This window comes from Spiroplasma citri (assembly GCF_001886855.1).
Lineage (GTDB): Bacteria > Bacillota_I > Bacilli_A > Mycoplasmatales > Mycoplasmataceae > Spiroplasma > Spiroplasma citri.
The window spans coordinates 813,163-835,090 of record NZ_CP013197.1 but is presented as its reverse complement, the minus strand read 5'-3'; the positions used below and the strand labels follow the sequence as shown (position 1 = coordinate 835,090).

Genomic DNA, 21,928 nt, shown 5'->3' with positions numbered 1-21,928 from the left:
CTATATTAATAAATATAATAAAAGTGTTATTTTTAATTAAATTTAGTAAATTCATATGAAATTAAACTTAAAAATATGATAACATCTAAGATATATGACCATGTTTAGTTACTACTTGGTAAATGAAGATTAGTTATAAAAATTTAAATTAATAACATTTATATTAAGTAAATTAAAATAATAATTATTTATAATGTTTTTTAATTTAGATTTTGGAAAGGAAAAATGAAAGCAATTATTTTATTCTTGCTGGCAAGTACATTATTTCCAAATTCAATGACATATTATTATTTGCAAAACCAAACTAACAAGTTACAGCAAGACAATTATTCAATAAATAATTTAAAACTAATGCAGACACAGTCTGTTGCCCCAATTTATCCAACTTTTACGAAAAATTTTAATAATGGTTTTTATAGCTACCAAGTTCACCAACAACAATCAGCTGTTAAACGATATGAATATGCGGTTGATATTTCACAGTATGCCAACAATAATAACCAATTTTTTAATTATTATAATTCAATTAACATAAACTTTAGTTTAAGTTTTTTTCACCACAATAATTATAATGATACGTTAACAAAAAGAATTCAAAATAAAAGTAGTGCTTATCCCGATAACTATAGTTATTTTATTTCACAAGTTAATTCTCGTGGAGCAAATGGAGGTTGAAGTACTAATTGAAATGATTTTTTAGCAGTTTATAGTTTAAGTTTTGATGATGATACCAATACCCATGAAGGAATTGCTTGAGATTATCGTGTTAGTGGGAATATGTTTTATTTTTATGTTTATATTGTCGTTATTGCCGGAGGAAATGATAAAGTAACTAGTGCTGGCGCAGGAGTAAATATTAAATCGTTAACATTTAATTCTAGTCATGATGTTAATAAATTAAAAAATAATTTAAATTCTGCATTAAGTAAAACATTAGATTTTACATCGAATTATTCTGGTAGTTTAACAGATCATAGTAATATTAAAGATCCAACTGGCCAGGGAAATGATTTACCAACAAAATTAAATGAAATCATAAGAAAACAACTAGGCAATGAATATGACAGTTGAGCAAATTTTATTCAACCACCGTCCTTTTCTGATGAAACACGGAAAGCAACAACCTTAATTAAATTTCGGAACCCAGAAACTGGCCAACAAGAAGTATGAACATTTGTTACTCCCATTAATCTTCGCTTAAGTAGTGGTTATTGAGCAAATATAATTTTAAAACGATTACATATTATTCCAGGAAAAATTGTTGATAAAAATGATTCAACAAAAGTGATGGTTACTGATGAACCAGAAACATTAGCACCACCAAATATTGCAGAGAGTTATGGTGGAAAATATCGTTATCATACTTCGATTGGAATGGAATTTGATGCTTTAAAACAAGCTGATGATGGAACAATTAATCCTGAATATGTCGAAATTAATGGTCAACCAGTTTCAGTGCTAGACAATAAATTTAGTGCAACATTAGAAGATAAACGAATTACTGGAACAAATAAACAACATAGTTATCGAATTGATATTTATTATAAGGACAGAACTTATCAAGAACAATATACCATTGAAATTGTAATTGAAACGCTTGTTCCTAATTTGCAATTAAAATGATATGCTTGAGATCCAAATAATAATCCTGATCAAGCTGAACTTGTGAAAAAAACCTTACCAGATGGTAAGCCTAATCCAAAATATGATTCAGAAATTAATCCAAGTACAGGAACTAAAACTCAAATTTTGTGAGTTAAACATAAGTCAGAGGTTCCAACTCCACTTGATCCGTTAAATAAAAACGGAGAAGTAATTAATCCAGAGAAAAATCCACAAGATTATGACTTAGGTTTTATTGCAGAAGGTTCAATTTCGGGAATGGGTGTGAACCAAGTTTTTAATGATCAAAATATTACTTCAGTTTATCGGCGTGCTGTTAATGCCAGCAATTTATTAGGTGTTGCTAGTCCCACGGACCGACAAAAGAACCAACAAATTCAATCTGATCAAACAGGAAACTATTGAGCAGATACTGGAATTTGACATTATACTGTTACAATGGCTGATGGAACAACTGCCCAAAAGTATGCAATTATTGGAGTAGAATATCAAAATAAATATCCACGCTTTTTAGATACTATTGACAATAATCAAGCTGTTGAATTTTGATCAACTATTCATGGAGTGCATTTAAAAAATTATTTAGTTGATGTTAAAAAATTAAATACTGAACAAATGTTAGCTTTAAACTACGAACAAGTTGCTAGTTATTGAAAAGAATATGCAAGTGATATTATTGCTCAAAAAGTTCCACCAGATCCAAATCCAGCAAATTATTATGATATTTCAGGTAATTTCCCAGCAATTAAAATGAACGAAATTGATACAAATAAAATCCGTACTTTAGTTTTAAGTTATGCCCAAAATTATATTAATCAAAAAGTAAGTGGCGCTGTTTTAGGAAATGACTATACGGTTGTTACCAAAGAAGGCGTTGATATTAATAGTAATCCTGATGCTTTACAATCACTATTAGATAATGCAACAAGTCCAAAATATCTTGATATCAAAATTAAAGCAAAACCATTATCATCATTACTAATTGGTGAAGCAAAGGGAAGCATTAAAAATTCAAAAAATTACGACCCAGAGAAAGTCGTAGATTTATCAAAAATTAAGTTTAAAAGTGGGAAATATAATTTTGAAGGTTATACGATTGAAAAATTAAAACAATGAATTATTGATAATATTAATAAAGGTTTATACCCAAAATATTCTCAATTAGTTTTTAACCAAGATTATGGAATTTCAATTAATAAAATTCCGCCTGAGGATGATAGTCACAATAATGTTCCCGGATATTTTGATGATATCATTTTTAAAGACTTTTTAGATAATACAACACAAACAAAGAAAATAACTGTTTTTTTATATGCAAATAATGCTAGTGATTTAACAACCGGAATGACATCTTTTAGTCTTGAAAATGATGTTAATGCCATAGTTCCACCAGATATTCCACCAGGTCCAATTGAACCAATTGACCCTAATAAACCAATTATTCCGGGAGATAATTCAAATGATGGTTCTGATAAAAGATATTTACGATGATTGTTGCCCATTATTATTATTCCAATAATTGGAATAATAATTGGTGGAATATGATTTTACTTTCGATTTAAGAAAAGAATTCGATAGGGCAACAGTAGAACAAACGAACAAATATCGTTATAGTATTTCTTTAAAAAGAACTATTTAAAATATTCTTCTATTAAAAATAAAATAATTCAAAATAAGGTTTGAACATTTTTAAAAATAAATTAACAATTTACATTAATATTTTGTTTTTGTATATTGTAAATGGAAATTCGTTTTTTCAAGGCTATTATTAATTAAATAATAGCATCATATAAAAATAATTTTGGTGAACCAGGGTCACAAAAATAAACATTAGAACCAGTAATTTTTTCAATTTCTTTTCATTTACTAAATTCTTTACCCTGATCTGTAATAATGCCTTTAATACAATTTTTAAATAATCTATTCTCAAAAATATTTTTAATCGTTTTAACAACTTCTTCAGCTGTTTGTTCTCTTAATTTTTCAGCAATAGTAAATTTAGTTAATTCTTCTGTAAAAGTAAGAACAGCAGATTTATGGTCAGCTCCAACAATACAATCCATTTGAAATCAACCAAATTCATATCTATCATGTTTTGCTTCTTCAATAGTTCTGTAATTTTATAATTTACCTCGATTATCAGTACTATTTTTTGTTTTTCGCTTCTTTCACTTAAAATAAAGATATTTTTTATCCATATTAAATAATCCTAAATAAATATATTTATAAAGTGTTTTAAAACACATTGGAAATTTTTCGCCAAATTTAATATCATACATTTTACAAATTGTTTCAGGCGTATTATGTAAAGTATTAAAATTTTTGTTTAATCACTTAATCTGTTTAACTGTTCCTGCTGCTACTAAAAAAACCTAATTATGAATTTATTAATTTTAAGAATATTAACTTTATTAGTTTCTAATTTAGAAAATAAACCATTAATAAGTAAATTTGTTAATTTAATTAATAGAGTTAATCAAATTAAACAAACAGTATTAAAACCAATTGAATATACTACTGGTAAATATAAAAAAATTACTAAAATGTTGAAGATATTTATCAGTGGTTAGATCCATTTACTTACTTAAATTTAATTAAAAAAGGTTATAAAAAAGAAATTCAACAAATATTAAATCAATTAGAAAAAGAAAATAATATTCAAAATAGAGAACAATTTAAAAATGAAAATTATTTAAATACTAATTGACAACCTTTAAATAGTAGTTGACTTGATAGTGGTATGTTTAATATTACAAATAAATTAACTTTAACGGGTAATTTAACTATTTTAATATATACAAAAACAGCAAAAAACCCTAAGTTTTATGGTCCATATGTTTATCCTAGTGTTCCAGTGGAAATTTGAAAATTATTAAGTAATGCTGTATCTAATGCAAGGACTTTATTTTGGCGTTATTGATTAAGAAAATGATTACCTAGTCATTTAAGAAATTATATTAGAAAAAGATTACCAAGAGAATTAAAAGAAAAATACCCAAAAGGAAATATTAAATTAACATTACCAACAGTTCAAAAATTACAGCAAATTAAAAAGTTTATTAATAATTTAAAGATTGGGCATTTTAATTTTAATTTTGCTGGTAAAATTAATAATAAAAAATGATATCGTGAACGCCGAAATGATATTAAAAATATTAAGAATTTATATAAAACACCAGTTAGTAGTAAATTTTATCAGGTTAATAAATCTACTAAAACAATTAATAAAAATAAAAGAAAAGTTAATAGTTATAAACCATCTAATTTAAAAAATAAATATCGTAATCAATTAAGGGGTGTTTTATATGGAAAATAATTTAAATAATTTGTTATTTATAACAGTTGAAGATGTTAAAGAAAGTAAACTTTGACAACCAATTAATGATAGAAAACAATCTGCTTATAATGATAATTTAATTTATAATGCTATTTTAAAAACTAGTTTATGAATGGATAGATTATCAGGTGGAACAATTTCCGATAAGATTAATAAAAAAGATTTATTTCCATGAGTAAAAAAAGATAATACAGGTGTAATTTAATATGATAAATGATTAAGTTATATTCAATCTGCTTGTTTATTAGCAGTTATGAATTGATATTTGCCAAAAGGTGTAAATGATCTAACTGGGAGTGCTTCATTTTCACAAGGGGGAGTAGCATATTCACAAACTAATGACCCTGAGGCAAATGAAAATACTACTCGTGATGTTAAAAATGCTTTAAAATTAGCAGGTGAAATAATTGATATTATATCTAGTAAAACAAATATAAGACCATATAATTATAATTTAGGAAATTATGCTCATCCATGAGAAGAAGAATATAAATATATTACTAAAAAAATATTTTATGAAACATTATTATTTTTGATTAAAAGAACGATTTCAAACAGATAATTCAATTAATATAACTTATCCTACTAATGATTTTAGTAAGATTGATTATAATGAGTATATTAAATTAATAGTTTCTTTTGATAATGATACGATTTATTATGAAAATAATGTATGAAAAGCAAAACAAGGCGGTGTTATACCATCTATTGAAAATAATAAATTATCTTTAAATAAAGGTTTAAAAGATACTATTGAACAAATGTTAAAATGAGTGCTTGAAATAAATAAAAAAATTAAATGAGAAAAAGTATCGATATCATATACACCTGATAGTTCAACTTATATTGATATTCCTGAATTTTCAGAAAAATATCGTTATGACGTTAGAATATCACCAACTAATTTTTAAAAAATTGAGGGGTTTCTATTACTTGAACCACCTTATTTTACTAAAACAAAAGAAAATAAGACTTTAGTAAAACAACAATCAAATTGTTTTGCTGGTGATGTGGGAAAAATCCCTTATGACCTTTCTTTATTTAATTCTAGTGGTCGGGTTTATTTAACTGATGTTTCTACTGGTAATAATACAGCAATTAATAGTGTTCGTATTTTCCGACAAGAGGTGTAAATATGATAGATAAAGAAAATATTATTATTAAAAATGAAAATGGTACTTATTGACAAAGATTAGGTTTTGAACAAAGAAATCCAAGTCAAAGTTTTAAAGCATTAAAAAATCGTAAGTTTTTAAAATATGATAAATATCTATTTCATATTAAAAAAGCATATATTATGCGTTATGCGATATAATGTTTTATCAATTTTATATCATACTCCATTTTTAAGTTTATATGGTTTATTTTTTACTAGTTTACATTCTAATTGAATACCAACATTAGAACCAGTTAAAGAGTTTATGTTTGGTCAACACTATATAACTGATGGTGGTTTTTTGGATATGTCTAATATTACATAGTACTGCTATTACATAGTACTGCTTGATTAACGACAAAAATACCTAAAATACCAGCAATTAAATTACCAATTGGTAAATGTTTAGAATAAGTTTATAAAATACCAAGTTATATTTTATATTTAATATTATTTGGTTGATTAATATTTCGTAAATATCTTAAAAAACATAATGTTAATATTTGTCATAATTGTAAACAAACAATAGAAAAAGTTGAAAGTTGAAATCAATATTGTCTTAAAAAAAGATGAAATAAATAGACTATATAGGGGTGGTAGATATTTTTGGGTGGTTATATAGTCTATTTTATAAATTATTTTGTTCTGAAAGAATAGATGGTCACTGTTTTAGTAAGGATAGAAAGGAAATAAAAAAATGAATATTTCAACAGATACATTAATGATTGTTTTACTTGTATTAGCAGGTTCATTTGGAACTGGTAGTCTTGGCGTTCTTGGTTTATCTGCTAAAAAAAATTAAAAAATATAAAGCAGAAATTAGAGAATTACGAACTGCTGTAATTGCACATGAAAAGCATTTACGCGGTGCTGAAAGTGCAACAGAATTAGCAATTAAAAACAAGTTAAAATTAATGATAAAGAATATGCTAAAAAAGAAGCGATTGAAAAACTTACAAATAGCATTTAAAAAAATAACCTTAATTGGTTATTTTTTATTTGTTATTTACAATATAATAATTAATAAAATATTCTACTTTTTCAGAAAAAGTATAGTTTTGTGGTAAATTATTTCATATTTTTTCTTGTTCTTGATCCAAATACAAATTAACTGTTTTTCGAATAAAGCTAGAATAATATATTTTCCGTTTTTTATTATTAATTTTAATATTTTTTAAATCAACACCTCTTAAATCAGCACATCATAATTTAGCACCGTTTAATTTAGCACCTTGTAAATCTAATGGTTCATATTCTAAATAATCATTTATTTTTTGTTATTCAACAATAATATCTGTTAAATCAATCATTGTTTTTCAACCACAAGTTATGCACCGATTAAAAGAAAATTCATCTCCACAATTAAAGTATCAATATAGTCATAAGCACTTTCTTCTGAATGACATTCTTCTAATGCTTCATTAAATAAATCTTCTTCTGTGTAAACTTTGCCATTTTCATCTTTTCACATATTATTTATCTCCTTTAATCATTTTTTAATAAATTCTTAAATAGTTGATTTCAAAAGGGATTATTTATAACTTCTTCCATTGCTTTTTTAATATCTTTATCACTTATTTCTCAAATATTATCTATATCAGCTTGAGTGGTTTTAAATTTTGCTTCTTCAAATTTTTTATCTAAATAATTATTAATATCTTTTTTAGCAACATATTTTTTCATATTATTTATTCTCCTTATTTTTTAATCAATTCTTCACTACTTTTAAGAATATTTGCTTTCATAAATTCTCTTAGTATATCTAATAAAGTATCTACTTTGATATTCTTCTAATGTAATTTCATAATTTCTAATCTTAATTTTTTCCATATTATTCAAATCCTTTTCATTTAATATTTTCATTTTCTAAATCAATAATGGTTGTTATTCAACCATTTTTATTTTCAACATTAGCAGTAATTTTTGCTTCTTCTAATGTATAAAATGATTTAGTTAAAATATCATTTGAAAAATCACTTTTCATAATTAATAAGTATCTTTTATTCATAATTTAATTCCTCCTAATTCTTTTTGCGTAAACCTAATGCTCAATGTTCATCTGTAGTATCATCTTTTGAAGCTGAATAACTTCTAAGCATTAATTCATTTATTTTGTTGATAATTTTTTTAGTTAACTTTTTCATCTTTACCTCCTAAATTATTCCTTTTATTTTTTTTCTCAAATTGTAATATTTTTCATCCATCTGATGCTAAATCTAAAATATCGTTAATTTTGTAATGTTCCATATAAGACGCAATAACACCTCATTTATCTTTAAATAAATTTAAGTACATTTTTGCTCATTCTAAACATTGCAAATCATAATGTTTTTTATGATGTGGAATACGACAATCAATAGGTTGACAATTAACTCAATCAAATGATGTTGTTATTTCATCTCAAGTTTTATTAATATATTTACTTTTATATTATGTCATTTTTTAATTCTCCTATATTTTTATATTTGACGCCAGACATATATGTCTTCCTTTTTCCGTGCCCATTTGTGCTTTCGCTCTGGGATTTGACGCTCAGTTTTTGAAATTAAATTTACTTGCACCCATATGAAGGACCGAATGCTATTTAAACTCCAACCAACCACAACTTTTTGCAAATTTAATTGTTTGTGTCATCATCTCTATTTTTATTGTGGTTAGATGTTAGCCTTGGACACATCACCACTATCGCAAGTTATTAAAAATAATAACCAACGCCGTTTTACCTCTTTACTCATAAACTATTTCAGTACTTGCCTCGGACGGCTGTAGGAATGAGTTAATACTCATGTTCTTATAGAAGCACTTAGTTATTTATAAAATAACTGTCCCACTCTGCATTAAGTTTTATAAAATCAAAGTTTTAACAAACCAGTTTCTTCGTTGTGAATGATGATAATTTATAACAATCATTAACATCACATATTTTTTGTTATTTAATCATCATTACCTCCTTTTAGGAGTTGTTTTATTTCAAATAAAAAAACAACCCTTTAATTAAGAGTTGTTTTGGCGAATTTCATTTTACAATATACATTTACAATATACATTTACAAAAATTATTAAAATCTTGCTTTTCTTACTGAAAACCAGTAAAATGAAAAATATTATATTAGAAAGGCCCAAAAATGGAAAATATAACAAACAACGAAACAATATTAAAACTAAATAATAATAAAACTTGAATATTAAAAAATAATATTAAGACTTTAACTAAAAGCTGACGATTTTGATTTAAGTTAATAATTGGTCTTTTACCAATTATTTCAATTATTATTTTTACTAGTGTTAGTTTATCACTAACATTATGGTGTAAAAATCAGGGAATATTTCCAAAAAGTTGAGTACCAAAATATGAAACAAAATTATCAGAGTTACAAAGTTGATCAGATATTAGTATTAGTTTTATGGTTATTTTTCGGAATTTAACCTTATATACATCATATTCAACTTTTATTTTTTCTGCCTTCTTCCTTAATTCTGCTTTTAATACCTTAAAAGAAGGGCAAGGACGATATGACAATAGTAAAATTGGACTATTAACAATGGTAGTTATTTGCTTTACCTTATTCTTTTATAATATTTCTTTACCGATTACAGGTGATTTTAAAACCTGATTACCAATTCAATGAATGAGTATGTTTTTACAACATTCTTTAATTCCACTATTAGGTGTGATTTATTATTTTACTTGTTATCAACATCATAATTTAAGTTATAATAAAATAACTATGTTACGTTGATGAGGTTATAGTTTAGCAACAATTCTAGGATATTTCTTAGTATTTACTATGCTTGGTTATATTTTAAAAGCAACTCATAGTTGAAAACCAATGCCAGATATGTCATTCTCAGGTTATTTTCCATATGATTTTATGGAATTTACAAATTCAAAAGCTAGTTATACAAATGGTAAAGTTCCAATGGCGGTCCAAACAATTGTTGTTTACACTACCTTTGCCTTAATTATTAGTGGATATTACTTTGGATTCTATTTTGCACAAAATAAAATTAGTAGTAAAAAACAAAGCGATTACAAAACCAATTAAATTTAGCAAAATAAAAAGTAGTTTCAAACTACTTTTTACCTTTTTTATACTTTTTACTAGTTTATTTATTTTGATAATAAATCATGCTTATTAGGTAATGATTCTGAATTTGGCAGTGTTTCTTCCACTGAATTATTGTCCTTTTTCAATAATTCTGGACAACAATTTTTGTAACTTAATTTGAAATGTTTTTTAACAGGGTCAAAATCAAGAACTTCTACTTCAATATTGTCAGCAACATTAACAAATTCTCGAATATCTCGGACAAAGAAATCGGAAAATTCACTAATTTAACAATAACTTTGCTTTTTTTATCATACATAATATTTTTTTCTCTTTTTCATAACATTATTATATTATTAAAAAGTTAAAAATCATTTGCTATTTTAAAAATTTTGTTAAATTTTTAAAATTATCAAAAATTATCATTTTAAACAATTACGAACAATTATTATTCATTAGTTTAGAGAATAAAATATGATAAAATAAAACGAGAAAGGAACGAAAATCATGGTAAATAAAGTATTAGTAATTTATGGAACGGTTAGTCCTAATGAAAAATCATATTCAAAAGCTTTAGCAGCTCGTTTTCTTAAATATTATCAAGCAGCAAACGCAAATGATGAAATTATTCATTTAGATTTAAACGAAACCCCAATGGCGCTTAAAACACTTACTCGTGATAACTTTGGTACTTATTTTAATGCCGAGGATACTGATGTTTATGTTAATCAATTAAAAGAAGTACAAAAAGTTATTGTTGTATGTCCAATGAATAACTTTAATGTTTCTGGATTAATGAAAAATTACTTAGATCATGTTTTAGTTGCAGATAAAACATTTTCATATAAATATTCAAAAAAAGGTGATGCAATAGGGTTATTACCGCATTTAAAAGTACAAATTTTAACAACCCAAGGAGCTCCTTTTGGTTGATATCCATGGGGAAATCATACCGAATATTTAAAAGGAACATGAGAATTTGTTGGTGCTACTGTTAATAAACCAATTCTTGTTGCAGGAACAAAAGTTGCTCCAACCAATGCCCTAACTCTAGATGAGTTAATTGATCAATATGATGAAGAAATTCAAAAAGTTGTTAAAACATTTTAATTAATAAAAATAATAAATGTTCAACAAATGTTGATTTTTTATTTGCTTATTAATGTTTGGACTAATAAATTATGATAAACTTAATAAGTATATGATTTTAAAATTAGTTTTAAAATAGATTACTTTAATTATTATTTATAAAATAATAATTAAAAAACAAGAAAGAAAATCACAATGAAAAAATAGAATTTATTAATAATTTAAAGGTTATTGCTAATGAATATGCAGATTTTAAACTAGAATTAGATGAAAAATATAAAATATACTAAGAAGTTATCTCAAATGATAACAATTTAAAAGAAACAATAAATTTAGAAGAACTATCAGACATTAAAAATTTCTATAATGACTTATTTAATGGGGTAGTTTTACAATATTTTCACAATGATAAAGATAAAGAAAATATTGTATATGGAACAGATATTCTTAATGTAGCACAAAAAACTCTAAGCAATTTAAAAAGTAAACTGAATATTTTTGAATTAAAGGCAAATCCAGCAACAGAAGCAGGCTCAATTTCATCCAAGAATGAAAAAGTATTAGAAACAGGTAATTCAATGTTTTATACAGGTGGAATAAAAAATGTTCCAAATGTTGTTCCTAAACCAGCAAGATTAGAAAAATTAACTAAAGAACAAACTATAAAAATTTATAAAGAGGGATAATGAAACATCAAACAGTCAATCTCGCCAAGAAAAACCACTAGACTTTTGTCATTCCTGACACGCGACCGAGGGAATGAGTTCTCGCGCTGGAATTGTTGGCTTAGCAGGCTTTGGGCTTGGTGTCACAACCTTGGCAACAAGTAAACTAGTGGGAGCAGCTCGCGGTGGTGGGGCAAAAGGATTCTTCCGCCAAATTGGAACTGGGATTGCAACACCATTTAAAGCAATTGGTAAAAGATTTAATCCACAATTGGCTAGCAAAGGAGATAAAATTAATAAAGGACATACGAAATTATACGGTGATATAAAAGAAAAATCTTTAAACAAAAAACTAGGGAAAGTAGAACGCACATTTACTAGCAAGAATAGTTTTTCATATCTTAAAGAAACAACCAAAAGAGAGATGAAACATAACAAAAAAGTTAGAAAACAAGGTAATATAGTTGATGTTATTAAAAAACATAACGATAAATCTGATGCTAGACAGAAAAAATAAGATGAAAAAGCGACCAAAAAAGCAGAAAAGAAAAAGTCATAATTTAAAAAATCATCTGACAAAAACAAAAAAATACGGTATAAATAAAAAAGGAGTAATAAATCATGGGATTATGACGATTATTAGGTGGCGAAGTCAACTGAGAACGCGTTGCCAGAATGCAAGACCTCTGTCTTGCAACTGAAATCCATATTTCTATTATTGATGCACTCGGGGGAGGATCATCAATCAATATTTCTCTAAGCATTGATAGATTAAACGACGATGACAAAAATAATGCTATGTGAGTATTAGAAAAATTTGGTCGTATTATCCCAATAACTGCTAAATATACATGATTAAAAAACTCACATATTAATAATGCAAGTGAATTACACCCTAAAAATACTGATTCAAAACAAATAAGATGAGATCAAGCATGAGAATGATATGACGAATATAAAAGCGGAACAATTCCTTTTCTCGAATATCGGATTCAAATCCGCGAAAAAGAATTGGAAGAAATGGAAGAAGATTTAAAACATTTTAAAGCTACAATTAATAAATTTGGTAAAAATCGTACTCAAATTAAACTAATTAAATCTTATGAAGAAAAAATTCCTTTAAGAAAAAAAGAAATTGTTAAATTAAAAAGAGAATTAGAACCAAAAAAGAAAAACAATCTGATTTATCAGTTGAAAATGAAATTTTTAAATTAAAAAAAGAAATTTTAGAAATGGAACTAAAATTAAAAGAAGTAAACAATGAAAAATAAAATATATTTTTTATATTTTTATGGTAAGCTTATTTTAGTATAAAAAATAGATAGGAGTGAGAGATATGGAAATAATATCATTAAAAAATATGACAAAGAAATATAACCCTAATATTGGTTGTTTTAATATTAATATAGCCGTTAAAAAAGGAGAAGTTTATGGATTTCTTGGCCCCAATGGTGCTGGGAAAACAACTGTTATTCGTCAAATGGTGGGATTTATTAAATCGGATAATGGTACAGGTACTATTTTAGGTTATGATGTGTGAAAAGATACTAAAAATATTATGAAAGATTTAGGCTATTTAGCTGGTGAAGTTAATTTACCAGAATATATGACAGGAATTAGTTATTTAAAAACAATTTCTGAAATTAGAGGAAATGTTGATTGGAAATATGTAGAAAAACTAATTGAATATTTTGATTTTGATCCTAAACAGAAAATTAAAAAAATGTCAAAAGGAATGAAACAAAAAGTAGCTATAATTAGTGCTTTTATGCATAAGCCGAAAGTATTAATTTTAGATGAACCAACTTCAGGATTAGACCCCTTAATGCAACAAAAATTTGATACATTAATTAAAAATTTACAAAAAGAAGAGGCAACCATTTTTATGAGTTCCCATATTTTTAGTGAAATTGATAATACTTGTGATAAAGTAGCAATTATTAAAAAAGGTAAAATTGTATCAGAAGCTAATATTAAAGAACTTAAAAATAATGCTGATAAAATTTATGAATTAAAATTTATAACTATTAATGATTATGATAATTTTATGAATAAAAAATGAAAAATAATTGATACTAATAAAGTAACAAAAATAATAAAAGTTGAAATCAGTCAAAATAATATAAATAATTTTTTAAAAGAAATAACAGATTATCAACTAGAATATTTTAAGGAATTACCATTTAATTTAGAACAACATTTTATTAAATTTTATGAAAAGGAAGTAAGTTTCAATGATTAATTTAAAATTTGTAAAATTACAGTTTAAAAATATAAAAATAATTTTAATTATATCATCTATTTTATTTTTTTTATTAACAATTCTGGCAATAACTCTAAAATATTTTAGTCCATCTACTGATATTGATGTTAGTGATGCTGCTAGTTTTGTTAGTTTTGTTATGTATGGTTATGGTTGTTGTCTTATTATGATTTTTCCATATTCAATAATTACAACTCATATTTTATTAACAAAAGAAATTAAAGAAGGTTATTTTGCTTGTTGATTAGTATTGCCTATGTCAAGAAAAGCAGTTTTAAATTCAAAAATTTTTACATTAATTTCGTCAATTATAATTTTAAATGTTGGTTCTTTATTTTTACAATTAATTTTATTCTCTCTGGTTTACAAAGATTTTAATCAACAAAATCAAATAAATTAAGTTCTTACAAGTTTTTCATTTTTATTTTTATGGATATTATGATCTTTTATTGTTTGAGTTATTTCTTGTTATTTTGATAAGTCTGGGGTATCTATTTCAATATTATCATTTATTTCAATATTGTTTTTATTATTTGGTATTTTATCTTTTACTGGGGAAATTTCAGGCACTTCAAACCCAAATTTAGAAAAATTAAAATATCTTAAATTTTTAACAATTATTTCATTTTTTAATTCAGCATTAAATTTTGCTGATTTACCACATAGTAGTTTAAATATTATTATTGCTGAACCATTACAACCTAAAAGTTTAGATTTTTGTTGACAATTACCAACTATGTTTGTTTTATCAAGTGGTTTATTTAGTTTAGGAAATTGAATTTTTATTAAAAAAAGTTTATCACTATAATTTATTTAAAAATGTAGAATAAAGGATGAAATAGGACAAAACAACTCTTGTTAAAGGGTTGTTTTTTTTATTTGAAAAACAACTTTACAAATTAAATATATTGGCTCTACAAGTGTTTAATTTTATACAATTACATATTTTTTAGGGAAGGTTCCCCAGCAGGGCATTTCGCCGGCACGAAACCATTAGAGCTGTTAACTTGTTTTTTTGCGATTTTGTAAATTAATGATTTTGATTAAGATAGACGCGTAGTGGCGCATTCATAACTATTAATTAACAAGAAAAAATAAAATCGTGTGCGTAGAAGTTTGTTCTTTTAAGAACTGGGCAAGGATTTCTTAATTAATCTACTAGTGGGGGCTTGATGAGGAGGTACTTAATACTACAAACAACTACAAACTGTAGAACATTGTAGTTAATATACCAACAATTACCAAATACCGCCACCGCTTATCCCCAGTAAAGCGGATGGCGTAGTAAATAAATAGATAAATACTTATATAACTAAAGAAGAATGTCATTCAGAAGAAAGTGCTTATGACTATATTGATACTTTAATTGCAGAAAAGAATTTGGAGGAAATTTAATATGACAAAAGAAGAATTTAATACAAAATATAAAGATAAATTTAGAATTAATGATTATTGTGATTTAGAACAATGAATTGAATGTGATTGTGATCATTGTCAAGAATGTAAATATTCTAAATCAACACAATGGTCAACAGTTATCAATATAGAGGGTAGATTTGAAATGATATGTGATTATGTAAAATATCTCAAAAATAATTTTTCTTATTTGAATTGTCATACATGTGGGGAGGAAATTTAATAATGAGTAAGTTTATTTCACATTGTAATTATTGTGCTGGTTATTTTTTTTCTCAGATGCATTTTGTAATCGAAGTGCAACAAATCAACTTTGAAAGGAGTTGATTTTTTATTGAAAAGAAACATTATTTTATTTTGCGGTCCTTAGTAATTAAGTATGGAAAAGATATTGTTATTAATACTGTAAATAAGATAGTAATTAATAATGTAAAAGAAAATGAATAAATTATCCGCGTAATTTATTAGCGGTAATTTATTCAATATAGTTTATTTTGAGCGTAGCGAACACGCGGAGCGTGACGCGATATTTTTTAGAAAGGAGATGTATTATGCCAACTTGATTAACGACAATATTTAGTGTTGTTATTATATTAAGTATTTTTACTTATATTGGTTTATCAATTTACCAAAAAATTAAACAAATTCGAGGAAAGAAAAAAGAAAAAAAAGAAATTGAAAGAAAGGAGAGTAGTAAATAATGTTAGGTATGTATTTAACAACAGCGTTTAATTTTTTAACAGCACCTACACCTAAAACTATGACTGAGGGCATGACTGGTATTTGAACGGGTTTGACTAGTGCATTATGAAAAGTTAAAGAAGGTATAACAAATATTTTACCTGAGATAATGGTTTTCTTAGGTGAAGCGTGAATTATATTAATTCCATTTGCTATATTTTGTATTATTAAAATCTTAAACTTTTTCCGTGTTATGGTTAAATGATTTTAATATTTATTATAATCGATTATAATAATTATTGATTTTGGCTTTAAACTAAGAATGTTTATTTTAAAAAATTGTATTAAATTGTTTTTTTTGCTTCTTTAATAGTAACTTAATTAATTTTTTAATCTTTACCAAGAATTGTCTATGCTTTTTAATTTTCAAATTTAAAATAATTATTTTTTAAGTCACTAAATTACAAAAAATAAAAAAACACAAGTAAAATCTTTTTAAAAAACATATAAAAACTGCTAGCAACAGCTAGCAGTAGTGTAAATAATAAATCTGGGCCTTGTCTGTTTTGATAATAAACTAATAACTTACTGTGCTCAAACAGAAGTTATAAGTTGAGGAACTACTCCAATTAAGTTAACACCAACGCCATTACCCTGATCATATGGTGGAATATTTCAGATATATCATTGTGTAATTAATAAATGCAGCAACAATTCCATCGACAGTTGCAATTTCTGGGATTGTGCTTAATAAGGTTGCAATAACTCCTCCAACTGATCCTAAATCATTTTGAACTTTGGTTAATAAAGTATGATTTAAGTATAAGTGTGAATAAACAAAATAATAATCTCATTCATTAATCCCATCTTTTAAATTTTTAATATTTGTTAGATTAATATTTGATTTATTATTTTGATAAAATTGTTGATATGTTATTCCTAGTTTTTCCTCGGTTTTTTATTATTATGTGCAGTTTTATTGTATGTATTATTGATAAATGCTGTATTCGATAATAATAATGACGGGGTAGTTGCCAACGGAATTGCTCCAACACCAACTAAGATATTCTTATAACCAAACATTATTAATCATCTCCTGTAAAAATATCTATATTGACGCCATAAATATTATTTACACTTTCATTATATTCTTCTCATTTTAGGGTACAATTAATTTAGTTATAATTATTAAAATATCAATTTTTTTCCCACTTTTGAGTTAAGAACTGTAAATAATTTGCCTTTTAAAAATATTTTTTTTATTTAAAAAAGTCATTTATTTTTTTAAAAAATAAGATATAATTAATAATTAAATTTAATTTAAAATAAAATTATTATTTAAATTCTTTTTTGTTCTTGTTAAATTTGGTATAATTACTTTAGTCAAATGGGTGATGAGATGCAAAATAACAAGTTTAATTATTATAATTGAGCAAATAACAAATGAGCAAAAAAGTGACAAATATCACAAGATACTAAACAACGCTTATTAACTTTATCGGGAAAAATCCACTATGTTCCATTATGAAAACCAGTTGATATTTCAATTGATTTAGATACTCAACAATTAATTATTCCAAAAAATCTTGCTTTTTTAGCACAAAAATATCAATTACCACAAACAACATATTACCTTTTTAAATATAATAATATTAATAACATTATGCTAGAATGTAATTACATTATTAGTAATTATTCAAAAATTATTGAAGCTAAAATTGATCAAAATTTTATTTCGTTAGAATGGTCATTATCATATGGTGCTTACTTTTTTAAAGAAATTACTAATTACATTTTAGCACAAGATACAATCTTAGAAACTTATCGTGAAACAAAAACTCGAAAACAACGGTTATTATTTCGTTATCAGAACCAACGTGCATTTAATAAAAGTCAATGAAAAGGAGAATAAATTTTAATGAAAATTCGGTTGGACCAATTAATGGTTAATAATAATTTAGCTCCTTCGCGTGAAAAAGCTAAGGCAATGATTTTAGCAAATAATGTTTTAGTTGATAATGTACCCGCCTTAAAACCAGGTGAATTGGTAAAATTAGATAGTATTATTAAATTACGTGGTGAACCATTAAAATATGTTTCCCGAGCAGGTGAAAAGTTAGCCAAAGGTTTAACTGCTTTCAATTTAACAGTTAAGAATCTAGTTTGTCTTGATATTGGTGCTTCAACTGGTGGTTTTACTGATTGCTTATTACAAAATGATGCTAAAAAAGTTTATGCTGTTGATGTTGGTACAAATCAATTAGCTTGAAAATTACGAAATAATCCTCGTGTTGTTTCATTAGAGAAAACGAATTTTCGGTATGTTACTAAAGCATTATTTGCCCCTGATGAAATTGAAATTGCTTGTTGTGATGTTTCTTTTATTTCATTAGATAAAATTATTCCACCCTTAAAAGATATTATATTATTAAATCATTATGCTTTTTTCTTAATTAAACCACAGTTTGAGAGTACAAAAGAAGCTGTTAAGAGAGGAAAAATTAATCATAAAGCAATACACTATGATGTTATTAAAAAAATCTTTGCTTTAGCCCTTAATAATGGTTTTAGTGTTAACAATTGCGACTATTCTCCAATTTTAGGAAATAAAAAGAAAAACATTGAATTTATTTGTTTACTACAACGAACAACAAATCCGATTAACTATATAACTGACGAAGCCATCGGAACAATAATTGAAAATGCTTGAAATACTTTATTATCATAACAATATTTTAGGATATAATATTCTTATAAAAGAAGGGAGGAAACAACTTTTATGGCAGTAAGAACAATGAGTGGCGATGTTAAAAATTTGCTTGCAAAAGATCATCTTCAAGTTGGTCACAAGGTATCATTTAAAGCTGATATGGTTGATTGACAAGATTTTGAATTAGAAACTATAACAAAAGAATATAAAGTTATTTCCGCAGTACCTAGTATAGATACTAGTGTTTGTTTAACACAAACAAAACAATTTAATGAAACAATTATTAGCAAGTATCCTAATGTTCAATTAATAACAATTTCACGTGATTTGCCATTTGCTTTGAAACGAGCATGTGAAGGTTTTGTTAATGCAAACCATATTTTATTATCTGATACTAATTATCGTGAATTTGGCACACAAACAAAATTATATTTTCCATTTAATAATTTATTAGCACGAAGCGTAATGATTTTAGATCAAGATAATAAAATTATTTATTTACAAATTGTTTCACCAATTTCTTCCGAACCAAATTATGAAGAAGTTTACCAGTTTTTAGATACTTTTCAAAAATAAAAACTTGTAATAAAATAAAACAATGTTTCTTTTAACTGGTAATATCCAGTTAAAAGAAACATCTTTAATATTTCGGAAATAATATTTATTTAACTTAATTTATTAATTTGCTCTTCTAAGAAAGATATTGCTGACTTTAATAAATCAATGTCTGTTTTTGACATTGATTTAATTTCATTTGAAGTTAATCCTTTTAACCCATTTTCAAGTTCTATTAATGCAAACTTTAGTTGTTCTTTTTGCTCTTCACTAACATTTTTTAAGTTATCAATTTTCCCTTTTAAGTTGATAGTCGATTTTGAAGACTTTTAATTTCATTTTCATGTATTGAATTACAAGCAATAACATTACTTGCTCCAACTGTAGAAAAACTAATTGCTCCTAGAATTGTTAAAATTTTTTTCATTTTTTATATGTTCCTTTCTATTCGATTAAAGTTATCGATAATTTTATTGTATTTTTTTTCAAGTTTAAATTTACAATAAATTCTATTTTATAAACTAATAATTAAATTGAATATGTATAAATTATTTCAAATAAAATAACTTATTTTATTTAATTTTTTCCATAAATTACCAAATTATTTCATCAAACCCTTAATAATCAACGTTATTGGCAGGAATAACATTGTTAATTTTTATTAAAAAATATATACTAAAATTTGTATTAACCCTTAAAGATAAGTTTTATCATTCATCGGCATTAATGTTTTACCATTAGCGTCGATAATTTTTTGATAAGAGAGGTGTTTATTACAAGTATTTTATGAAAGGAGAACACAAAAACTATGGCTTTCGAAAATAACAATTCAACTGAAACAAAAAAAAGATTAGCAATGCCAGATAGTGTCTTCATTGGCTGCGAACAACATGCTGAAGAATGTAAAAAATGTGCTGCAATGCAAGAATCACAAAAAACAATTTTATCATGCCAAATGTGTGAACAACCGGTGTTTTTCTGTCGCTCAAAACCTTGTGAGTATAAATTGCATTGTATCAATCCAGATTGTGTTAAATCAAAACATAACTTTGTTTTTGTTGGCAAAAACAATATTAATAAAACAAAAAAATATTATGATCAACAATTACAAAAATAATTTAGGGAAAACTAATATTTAAACCTTCTTGAAAAAGAAGGTTTTTAATTACTTAAAATCTAATATAATTTTTTATAGGATTTTTTTAGAAAACAAAAGTGTTATAATACAAATATAAGTATGACTACTTATACTTAGAAAAAAATGAAAAAAGATTATAGATATTTAAAATATAACTATTTAATTCATATAAAAAAATAAAATGAAAAATGATAATAGTTATATTAATTAAATTATTATAAAACAAAGAATATTTAAAATATTTATTTTTTATTATAAATTTTTACAATGTTTTCATTAATGTTACATCAATTAATGAAATAACATTATCTTTTTAAATACTATTCAAAAAGATAATAAAACGTATAGTTAAAAAGTAGAAAAAGATATTTAAAATGAACAATAAATTACTGGGTCAAACCTTAGTTGCTAATATGGCATTAAATGCTGGAATTGGATTAGTATTATTTTCATCATCATTTTATTATTAATTCACTTTTTATACTGACGAAATAAAAATGCTAAGTTCAAAGAAAAACGATTAGGAGTTCAACGTGAACGAATTTTTTTGTTTGAAATTAAACAAAATATTTTTTTGATTTTATCATCATTATTTGCAATCTCATTAATAGTTGGTATAGTTACAATTATTAAACTTAATATATAATCTTTTAATCATTTAGTTATAACATGTCAATTTATGTAAACTAAAAAAAGAATAAAAAGAAAAGGAACAAATAAAATACAATATTTACAAAAATTAGGAAAAGCATTACAATTTCCAATTGTTGTGCTACCAATTTCTGCTTTGTTGCTACGATTGGGGGCATGAATTATGCCTCAATCAATCCAGAGTTAAATCAAACTGGATCATTGTCAGCAATTTGATATATTGGTTCAATTTTTCAAGCGGTTGGTAATGCTGCGATTGGTAATTTAGCACCATTATTTGCAATCGGATTAGGTTTCGGAATGGCAAAAGACTTCCGTGGAGAAGCAGCACTAGTTGCTTTCTTTGGGTGAGCTGTTTTAGAAGGACTAATGGGAATTGTCCCACAATGATATTACAATAAATGTTTTATTAGGAAATACACCAATTAGTAATTTTTTAGATAATCAATTTTGAGCAAAACCACATTCACAAATTCTATATGTTTTTGATTTTAATGTTGGTGATGCTATTAAAGGTTATGGTGCAAAATATAACATTAGTATGGGTGTTTTTGGTGGAATTTTAGCTGGTTGTCTTGTTGCGCTAATTTAATAA

At 25.1% G+C, this 21,928-nt stretch carries 32 protein-coding genes and 1 pseudogene; 26 read left to right on the top strand and 7 right to left on the bottom strand.

Features of this window, described 5'->3' with window-relative positions:
- Positions 1–225: 225 nt before the first annotated feature.
- Complete coding sequence (locus tag SCITRI_RS04635) at positions 226–3,201, top strand: Mbov_0399 family ICE element protein (protein WP_071937421.1); 2,976 nt, start codon at positions 226–228, stop codon at positions 3,199–3,201.
- Between the two features lie 224 nt (positions 3,202–3,425).
- Here SCITRI_RS04635 and SCITRI_RS12585 read toward each other — a convergent pair.
- Positions 3,426–3,974: pseudogene (locus tag SCITRI_RS12585) on the bottom strand (IS30 family transposase); the annotation flags it as partial.
- A gap of 27 nt (positions 3,975–4,001) precedes the next feature.
- On the opposite strand from SCITRI_RS12585, the gene SCITRI_RS04625 reads away from it, so the two are divergent.
- From SCITRI_RS04625 to SCITRI_RS09990, 8 genes are all read left to right on the top strand, one after another.
- Entirely contained in the window at positions 4,002–4,193 is a 192-nt protein-coding gene (locus tag SCITRI_RS04625) for a hypothetical protein (RefSeq protein WP_071937419.1), read from the top strand.
- A gap of 170 nt (positions 4,194–4,363) precedes the next feature.
- Positions 4,364–4,939, top strand: a complete 576-nt coding sequence (locus SCITRI_RS04620; protein ID WP_071937418.1) for a hypothetical protein — start codon at positions 4,364–4,366, stop codon at positions 4,937–4,939.
- Positions 4,929–5,165 (top strand): hypothetical protein, encoded by a 237-nt coding sequence (locus SCITRI_RS04615; RefSeq protein WP_071937416.1) that lies wholly within the window; start codon positions 4,929–4,931, stop codon positions 5,163–5,165. The genes SCITRI_RS04620 and SCITRI_RS04615 overlap by 11 nt, the downstream gene beginning before the upstream one ends.
- A gap of 60 nt (positions 5,166–5,225) precedes the next feature.
- Positions 5,226–5,522: a hypothetical protein gene (locus SCITRI_RS04610; protein WP_071937414.1), complete on the top strand. Its 297-nt coding sequence runs from the start codon at positions 5,226–5,228 to the stop codon at positions 5,520–5,522.
- Positions 5,476–5,871, top strand: coding sequence for a hypothetical protein (locus SCITRI_RS04605; RefSeq protein WP_071937413.1), 396 nt, complete (start codon positions 5,476–5,478; stop codon positions 5,869–5,871). Before SCITRI_RS04610 ends, SCITRI_RS04605 begins: the two co-directional genes overlap by 47 nt.
- Before the next feature lie 99 nt (positions 5,872–5,970).
- The gene (locus SCITRI_RS12155; RefSeq protein ID WP_257785665.1) at positions 5,971–6,093 is read left to right on the top strand and encodes an FHA domain-containing protein; all 123 of its coding nucleotides are present in this window, start codon (positions 5,971–5,973) and stop codon (positions 6,091–6,093) included.
- A 2-nt stretch (positions 6,094–6,095) separates the two neighbouring features.
- Positions 6,096–6,275 (top strand): hypothetical protein, encoded by a 180-nt coding sequence (locus SCITRI_RS04600; RefSeq protein ID WP_071937411.1) that lies wholly within the window; start codon positions 6,096–6,098, stop codon positions 6,273–6,275.
- A complete protein-coding gene (locus SCITRI_RS09990) occupies positions 6,265–6,441 on the top strand; it encodes a hypothetical protein (RefSeq protein ID WP_157092857.1) in 177 nt (58 codons plus the stop codon). Before SCITRI_RS04600 ends, SCITRI_RS09990 begins: the two co-directional genes overlap by 11 nt.
- 1,002 nt (positions 6,442–7,443) lie before the next feature.
- On the opposite strand, the gene SCITRI_RS09985 is transcribed toward SCITRI_RS09990, so the two are convergent.
- The 5 genes from SCITRI_RS09985 to SCITRI_RS09975 all read right to left on the bottom strand — a co-directional run bounded on the left by SCITRI_RS09985 (position 7,444) and on the right by SCITRI_RS09975 (position 8,411).
- Entirely contained in the window at positions 7,444–7,587 is a 144-nt protein-coding gene (locus tag SCITRI_RS09985) for a hypothetical protein (RefSeq protein ID WP_155522113.1), read from the bottom strand.
- A gap of 14 nt (positions 7,588–7,601) precedes the next feature.
- A complete protein-coding gene (locus SCITRI_RS04590; protein WP_071937407.1) occupies positions 7,602–7,799 on the bottom strand; it encodes a hypothetical protein in 198 nt (65 codons plus the stop codon).
- A gap of 148 nt (positions 7,800–7,947) precedes the next feature.
- Positions 7,948–8,124 (bottom strand): hypothetical protein, encoded by a 177-nt coding sequence (locus SCITRI_RS09980; RefSeq protein WP_157092856.1) that lies wholly within the window; start codon positions 8,122–8,124, stop codon positions 7,948–7,950.
- A 13-nt stretch (positions 8,125–8,137) separates the two neighbouring features.
- Complete coding sequence (locus tag SCITRI_RS12150; protein ID WP_257785664.1) at positions 8,138–8,260, bottom strand: hypothetical protein; 123 nt, start codon at positions 8,258–8,260, stop codon at positions 8,138–8,140.
- Positions 8,244–8,411, bottom strand: coding sequence for a hypothetical protein (locus SCITRI_RS09975; protein WP_157092855.1), 168 nt, complete (start codon positions 8,409–8,411; stop codon positions 8,244–8,246). Before SCITRI_RS09975 ends, SCITRI_RS12150 begins: the two co-directional genes overlap by 17 nt.
- An 830-nt stretch (positions 8,412–9,241) precedes the next feature.
- Between SCITRI_RS09975 and SCITRI_RS04585 the strand changes: the two genes are divergently transcribed.
- The 14 genes from SCITRI_RS04585 to SCITRI_RS04505 all read left to right on the top strand — a co-directional run bounded on the left by SCITRI_RS04585 (position 9,242) and on the right by SCITRI_RS04505 (position 19,565).
- Positions 9,242–10,162, top strand: coding sequence for a hypothetical protein (locus SCITRI_RS04585; protein WP_237237829.1), 921 nt, complete (start codon positions 9,242–9,244; stop codon positions 10,160–10,162).
- A gap of 510 nt (positions 10,163–10,672) precedes the next feature.
- Positions 10,673–11,275, top strand: coding sequence for an FMN-dependent NADH-azoreductase (locus SCITRI_RS04575; RefSeq protein WP_071937405.1), 603 nt, complete (start codon positions 10,673–10,675; stop codon positions 11,273–11,275).
- 738 nt (positions 11,276–12,013) lie between these two features.
- A complete protein-coding gene (locus SCITRI_RS04565; protein ID WP_071937404.1) occupies positions 12,014–12,436 on the top strand; it encodes a hypothetical protein in 423 nt (140 codons plus the stop codon).
- 104 nt (positions 12,437–12,540) lie between these two features.
- The gene (locus SCITRI_RS04560; protein WP_071937402.1) at positions 12,541–13,134 is read left to right on the top strand and encodes a hypothetical protein; all 594 of its coding nucleotides are present in this window, start codon (positions 12,541–12,543) and stop codon (positions 13,132–13,134) included.
- A gap of 121 nt (positions 13,135–13,255) precedes the next feature.
- A complete protein-coding gene (locus tag SCITRI_RS04555) occupies positions 13,256–14,161 on the top strand; it encodes an ABC transporter ATP-binding protein (RefSeq protein WP_071937401.1) in 906 nt (301 codons plus the stop codon).
- Positions 14,154–14,582: an ABC transporter permease gene (locus tag SCITRI_RS04550; protein WP_071937399.1), complete on the top strand. Its 429-nt coding sequence runs from the start codon at positions 14,154–14,156 to the stop codon at positions 14,580–14,582. The genes SCITRI_RS04555 and SCITRI_RS04550 overlap by 8 nt, the downstream gene beginning before the upstream one ends.
- 120 nt (positions 14,583–14,702) lie before the next feature.
- Complete coding sequence (locus tag SCITRI_RS04545; protein WP_071937398.1) at positions 14,703–14,990, top strand: hypothetical protein; 288 nt, start codon at positions 14,703–14,705, stop codon at positions 14,988–14,990.
- Between the two features lie 588 nt (positions 14,991–15,578).
- A complete protein-coding gene (locus SCITRI_RS04540; protein WP_071937396.1) occupies positions 15,579–15,821 on the top strand; it encodes a hypothetical protein in 243 nt (80 codons plus the stop codon).
- A gap of 2 nt (positions 15,822–15,823) precedes the next feature.
- The gene (locus tag SCITRI_RS04535; protein ID WP_071937394.1) at positions 15,824–16,045 is read left to right on the top strand and encodes a hypothetical protein; all 222 of its coding nucleotides are present in this window, start codon (positions 15,824–15,826) and stop codon (positions 16,043–16,045) included.
- Positions 16,046–16,149: 104 nt separating this feature from the next.
- Positions 16,150–16,299, top strand: coding sequence for a hypothetical protein (locus tag SCITRI_RS04530; protein ID WP_071937392.1), 150 nt, complete (start codon positions 16,150–16,152; stop codon positions 16,297–16,299).
- The gene (locus tag SCITRI_RS04525) at positions 16,299–16,550 is read left to right on the top strand and encodes a hypothetical protein (RefSeq protein ID WP_071937391.1); all 252 of its coding nucleotides are present in this window, start codon (positions 16,299–16,301) and stop codon (positions 16,548–16,550) included. The genes SCITRI_RS04530 and SCITRI_RS04525 overlap by 1 nt, the downstream gene beginning before the upstream one ends.
- A gap of 1,128 nt (positions 16,551–17,678) precedes the next feature.
- Positions 17,679–18,191 carry a hypothetical protein gene (locus SCITRI_RS04515; protein WP_071937390.1) on the top strand — a complete coding sequence of 171 codons (513 nt, stop codon included), beginning with the start codon at positions 17,679–17,681 and terminating at the stop codon, positions 18,189–18,191.
- Positions 18,192–18,197: 6 nt separating this feature from the next.
- Positions 18,198–19,007, top strand: coding sequence for a TlyA family RNA methyltransferase (locus tag SCITRI_RS04510; protein WP_071937389.1), 810 nt, complete (start codon positions 18,198–18,200; stop codon positions 19,005–19,007).
- A 51-nt stretch (positions 19,008–19,058) separates the two neighbouring features.
- A complete protein-coding gene (locus SCITRI_RS04505) occupies positions 19,059–19,565 on the top strand; it encodes a thiol peroxidase (RefSeq protein WP_071937388.1) in 507 nt (168 codons plus the stop codon).
- Positions 19,566–19,845: 280 nt separating this feature from the next.
- Here the strand turns inward: SCITRI_RS04505 and SCITRI_RS11435 are convergent, their stop codons facing one another.
- Positions 19,846–19,971 carry a lipoprotein gene (locus tag SCITRI_RS11435; protein WP_233485665.1) on the bottom strand — a complete coding sequence of 42 codons (126 nt, stop codon included), beginning with the start codon at positions 19,969–19,971 and terminating at the stop codon, positions 19,846–19,848.
- Positions 19,972–20,352: 381 nt separating this feature from the next.
- On the opposite strand from SCITRI_RS11435, the gene SCITRI_RS04495 reads away from it, so the two are divergent.
- The 3 genes from SCITRI_RS04495 (at position 20,353) to SCITRI_RS11425 (ending at position 21,925) form a co-directional block, all read left to right on the top strand.
- Entirely contained in the window at positions 20,353–20,661 is a 309-nt protein-coding gene (locus tag SCITRI_RS04495) for a hypothetical protein (RefSeq protein WP_071937387.1), read from the top strand.
- An 828-nt stretch (positions 20,662–21,489) separates the two neighbouring features.
- A complete protein-coding gene (locus tag SCITRI_RS11430) occupies positions 21,490–21,762 on the top strand; it encodes a hypothetical protein (RefSeq protein ID WP_237237828.1) in 273 nt (90 codons plus the stop codon).
- Positions 21,710–21,925: a hypothetical protein gene (locus tag SCITRI_RS11425; RefSeq protein WP_237237827.1), complete on the top strand. Its 216-nt coding sequence runs from the start codon at positions 21,710–21,712 to the stop codon at positions 21,923–21,925. Before SCITRI_RS11430 ends, SCITRI_RS11425 begins: the two co-directional genes overlap by 53 nt.
- The last annotated feature ends 3 nt before the right edge of the window (positions 21,926–21,928 follow it).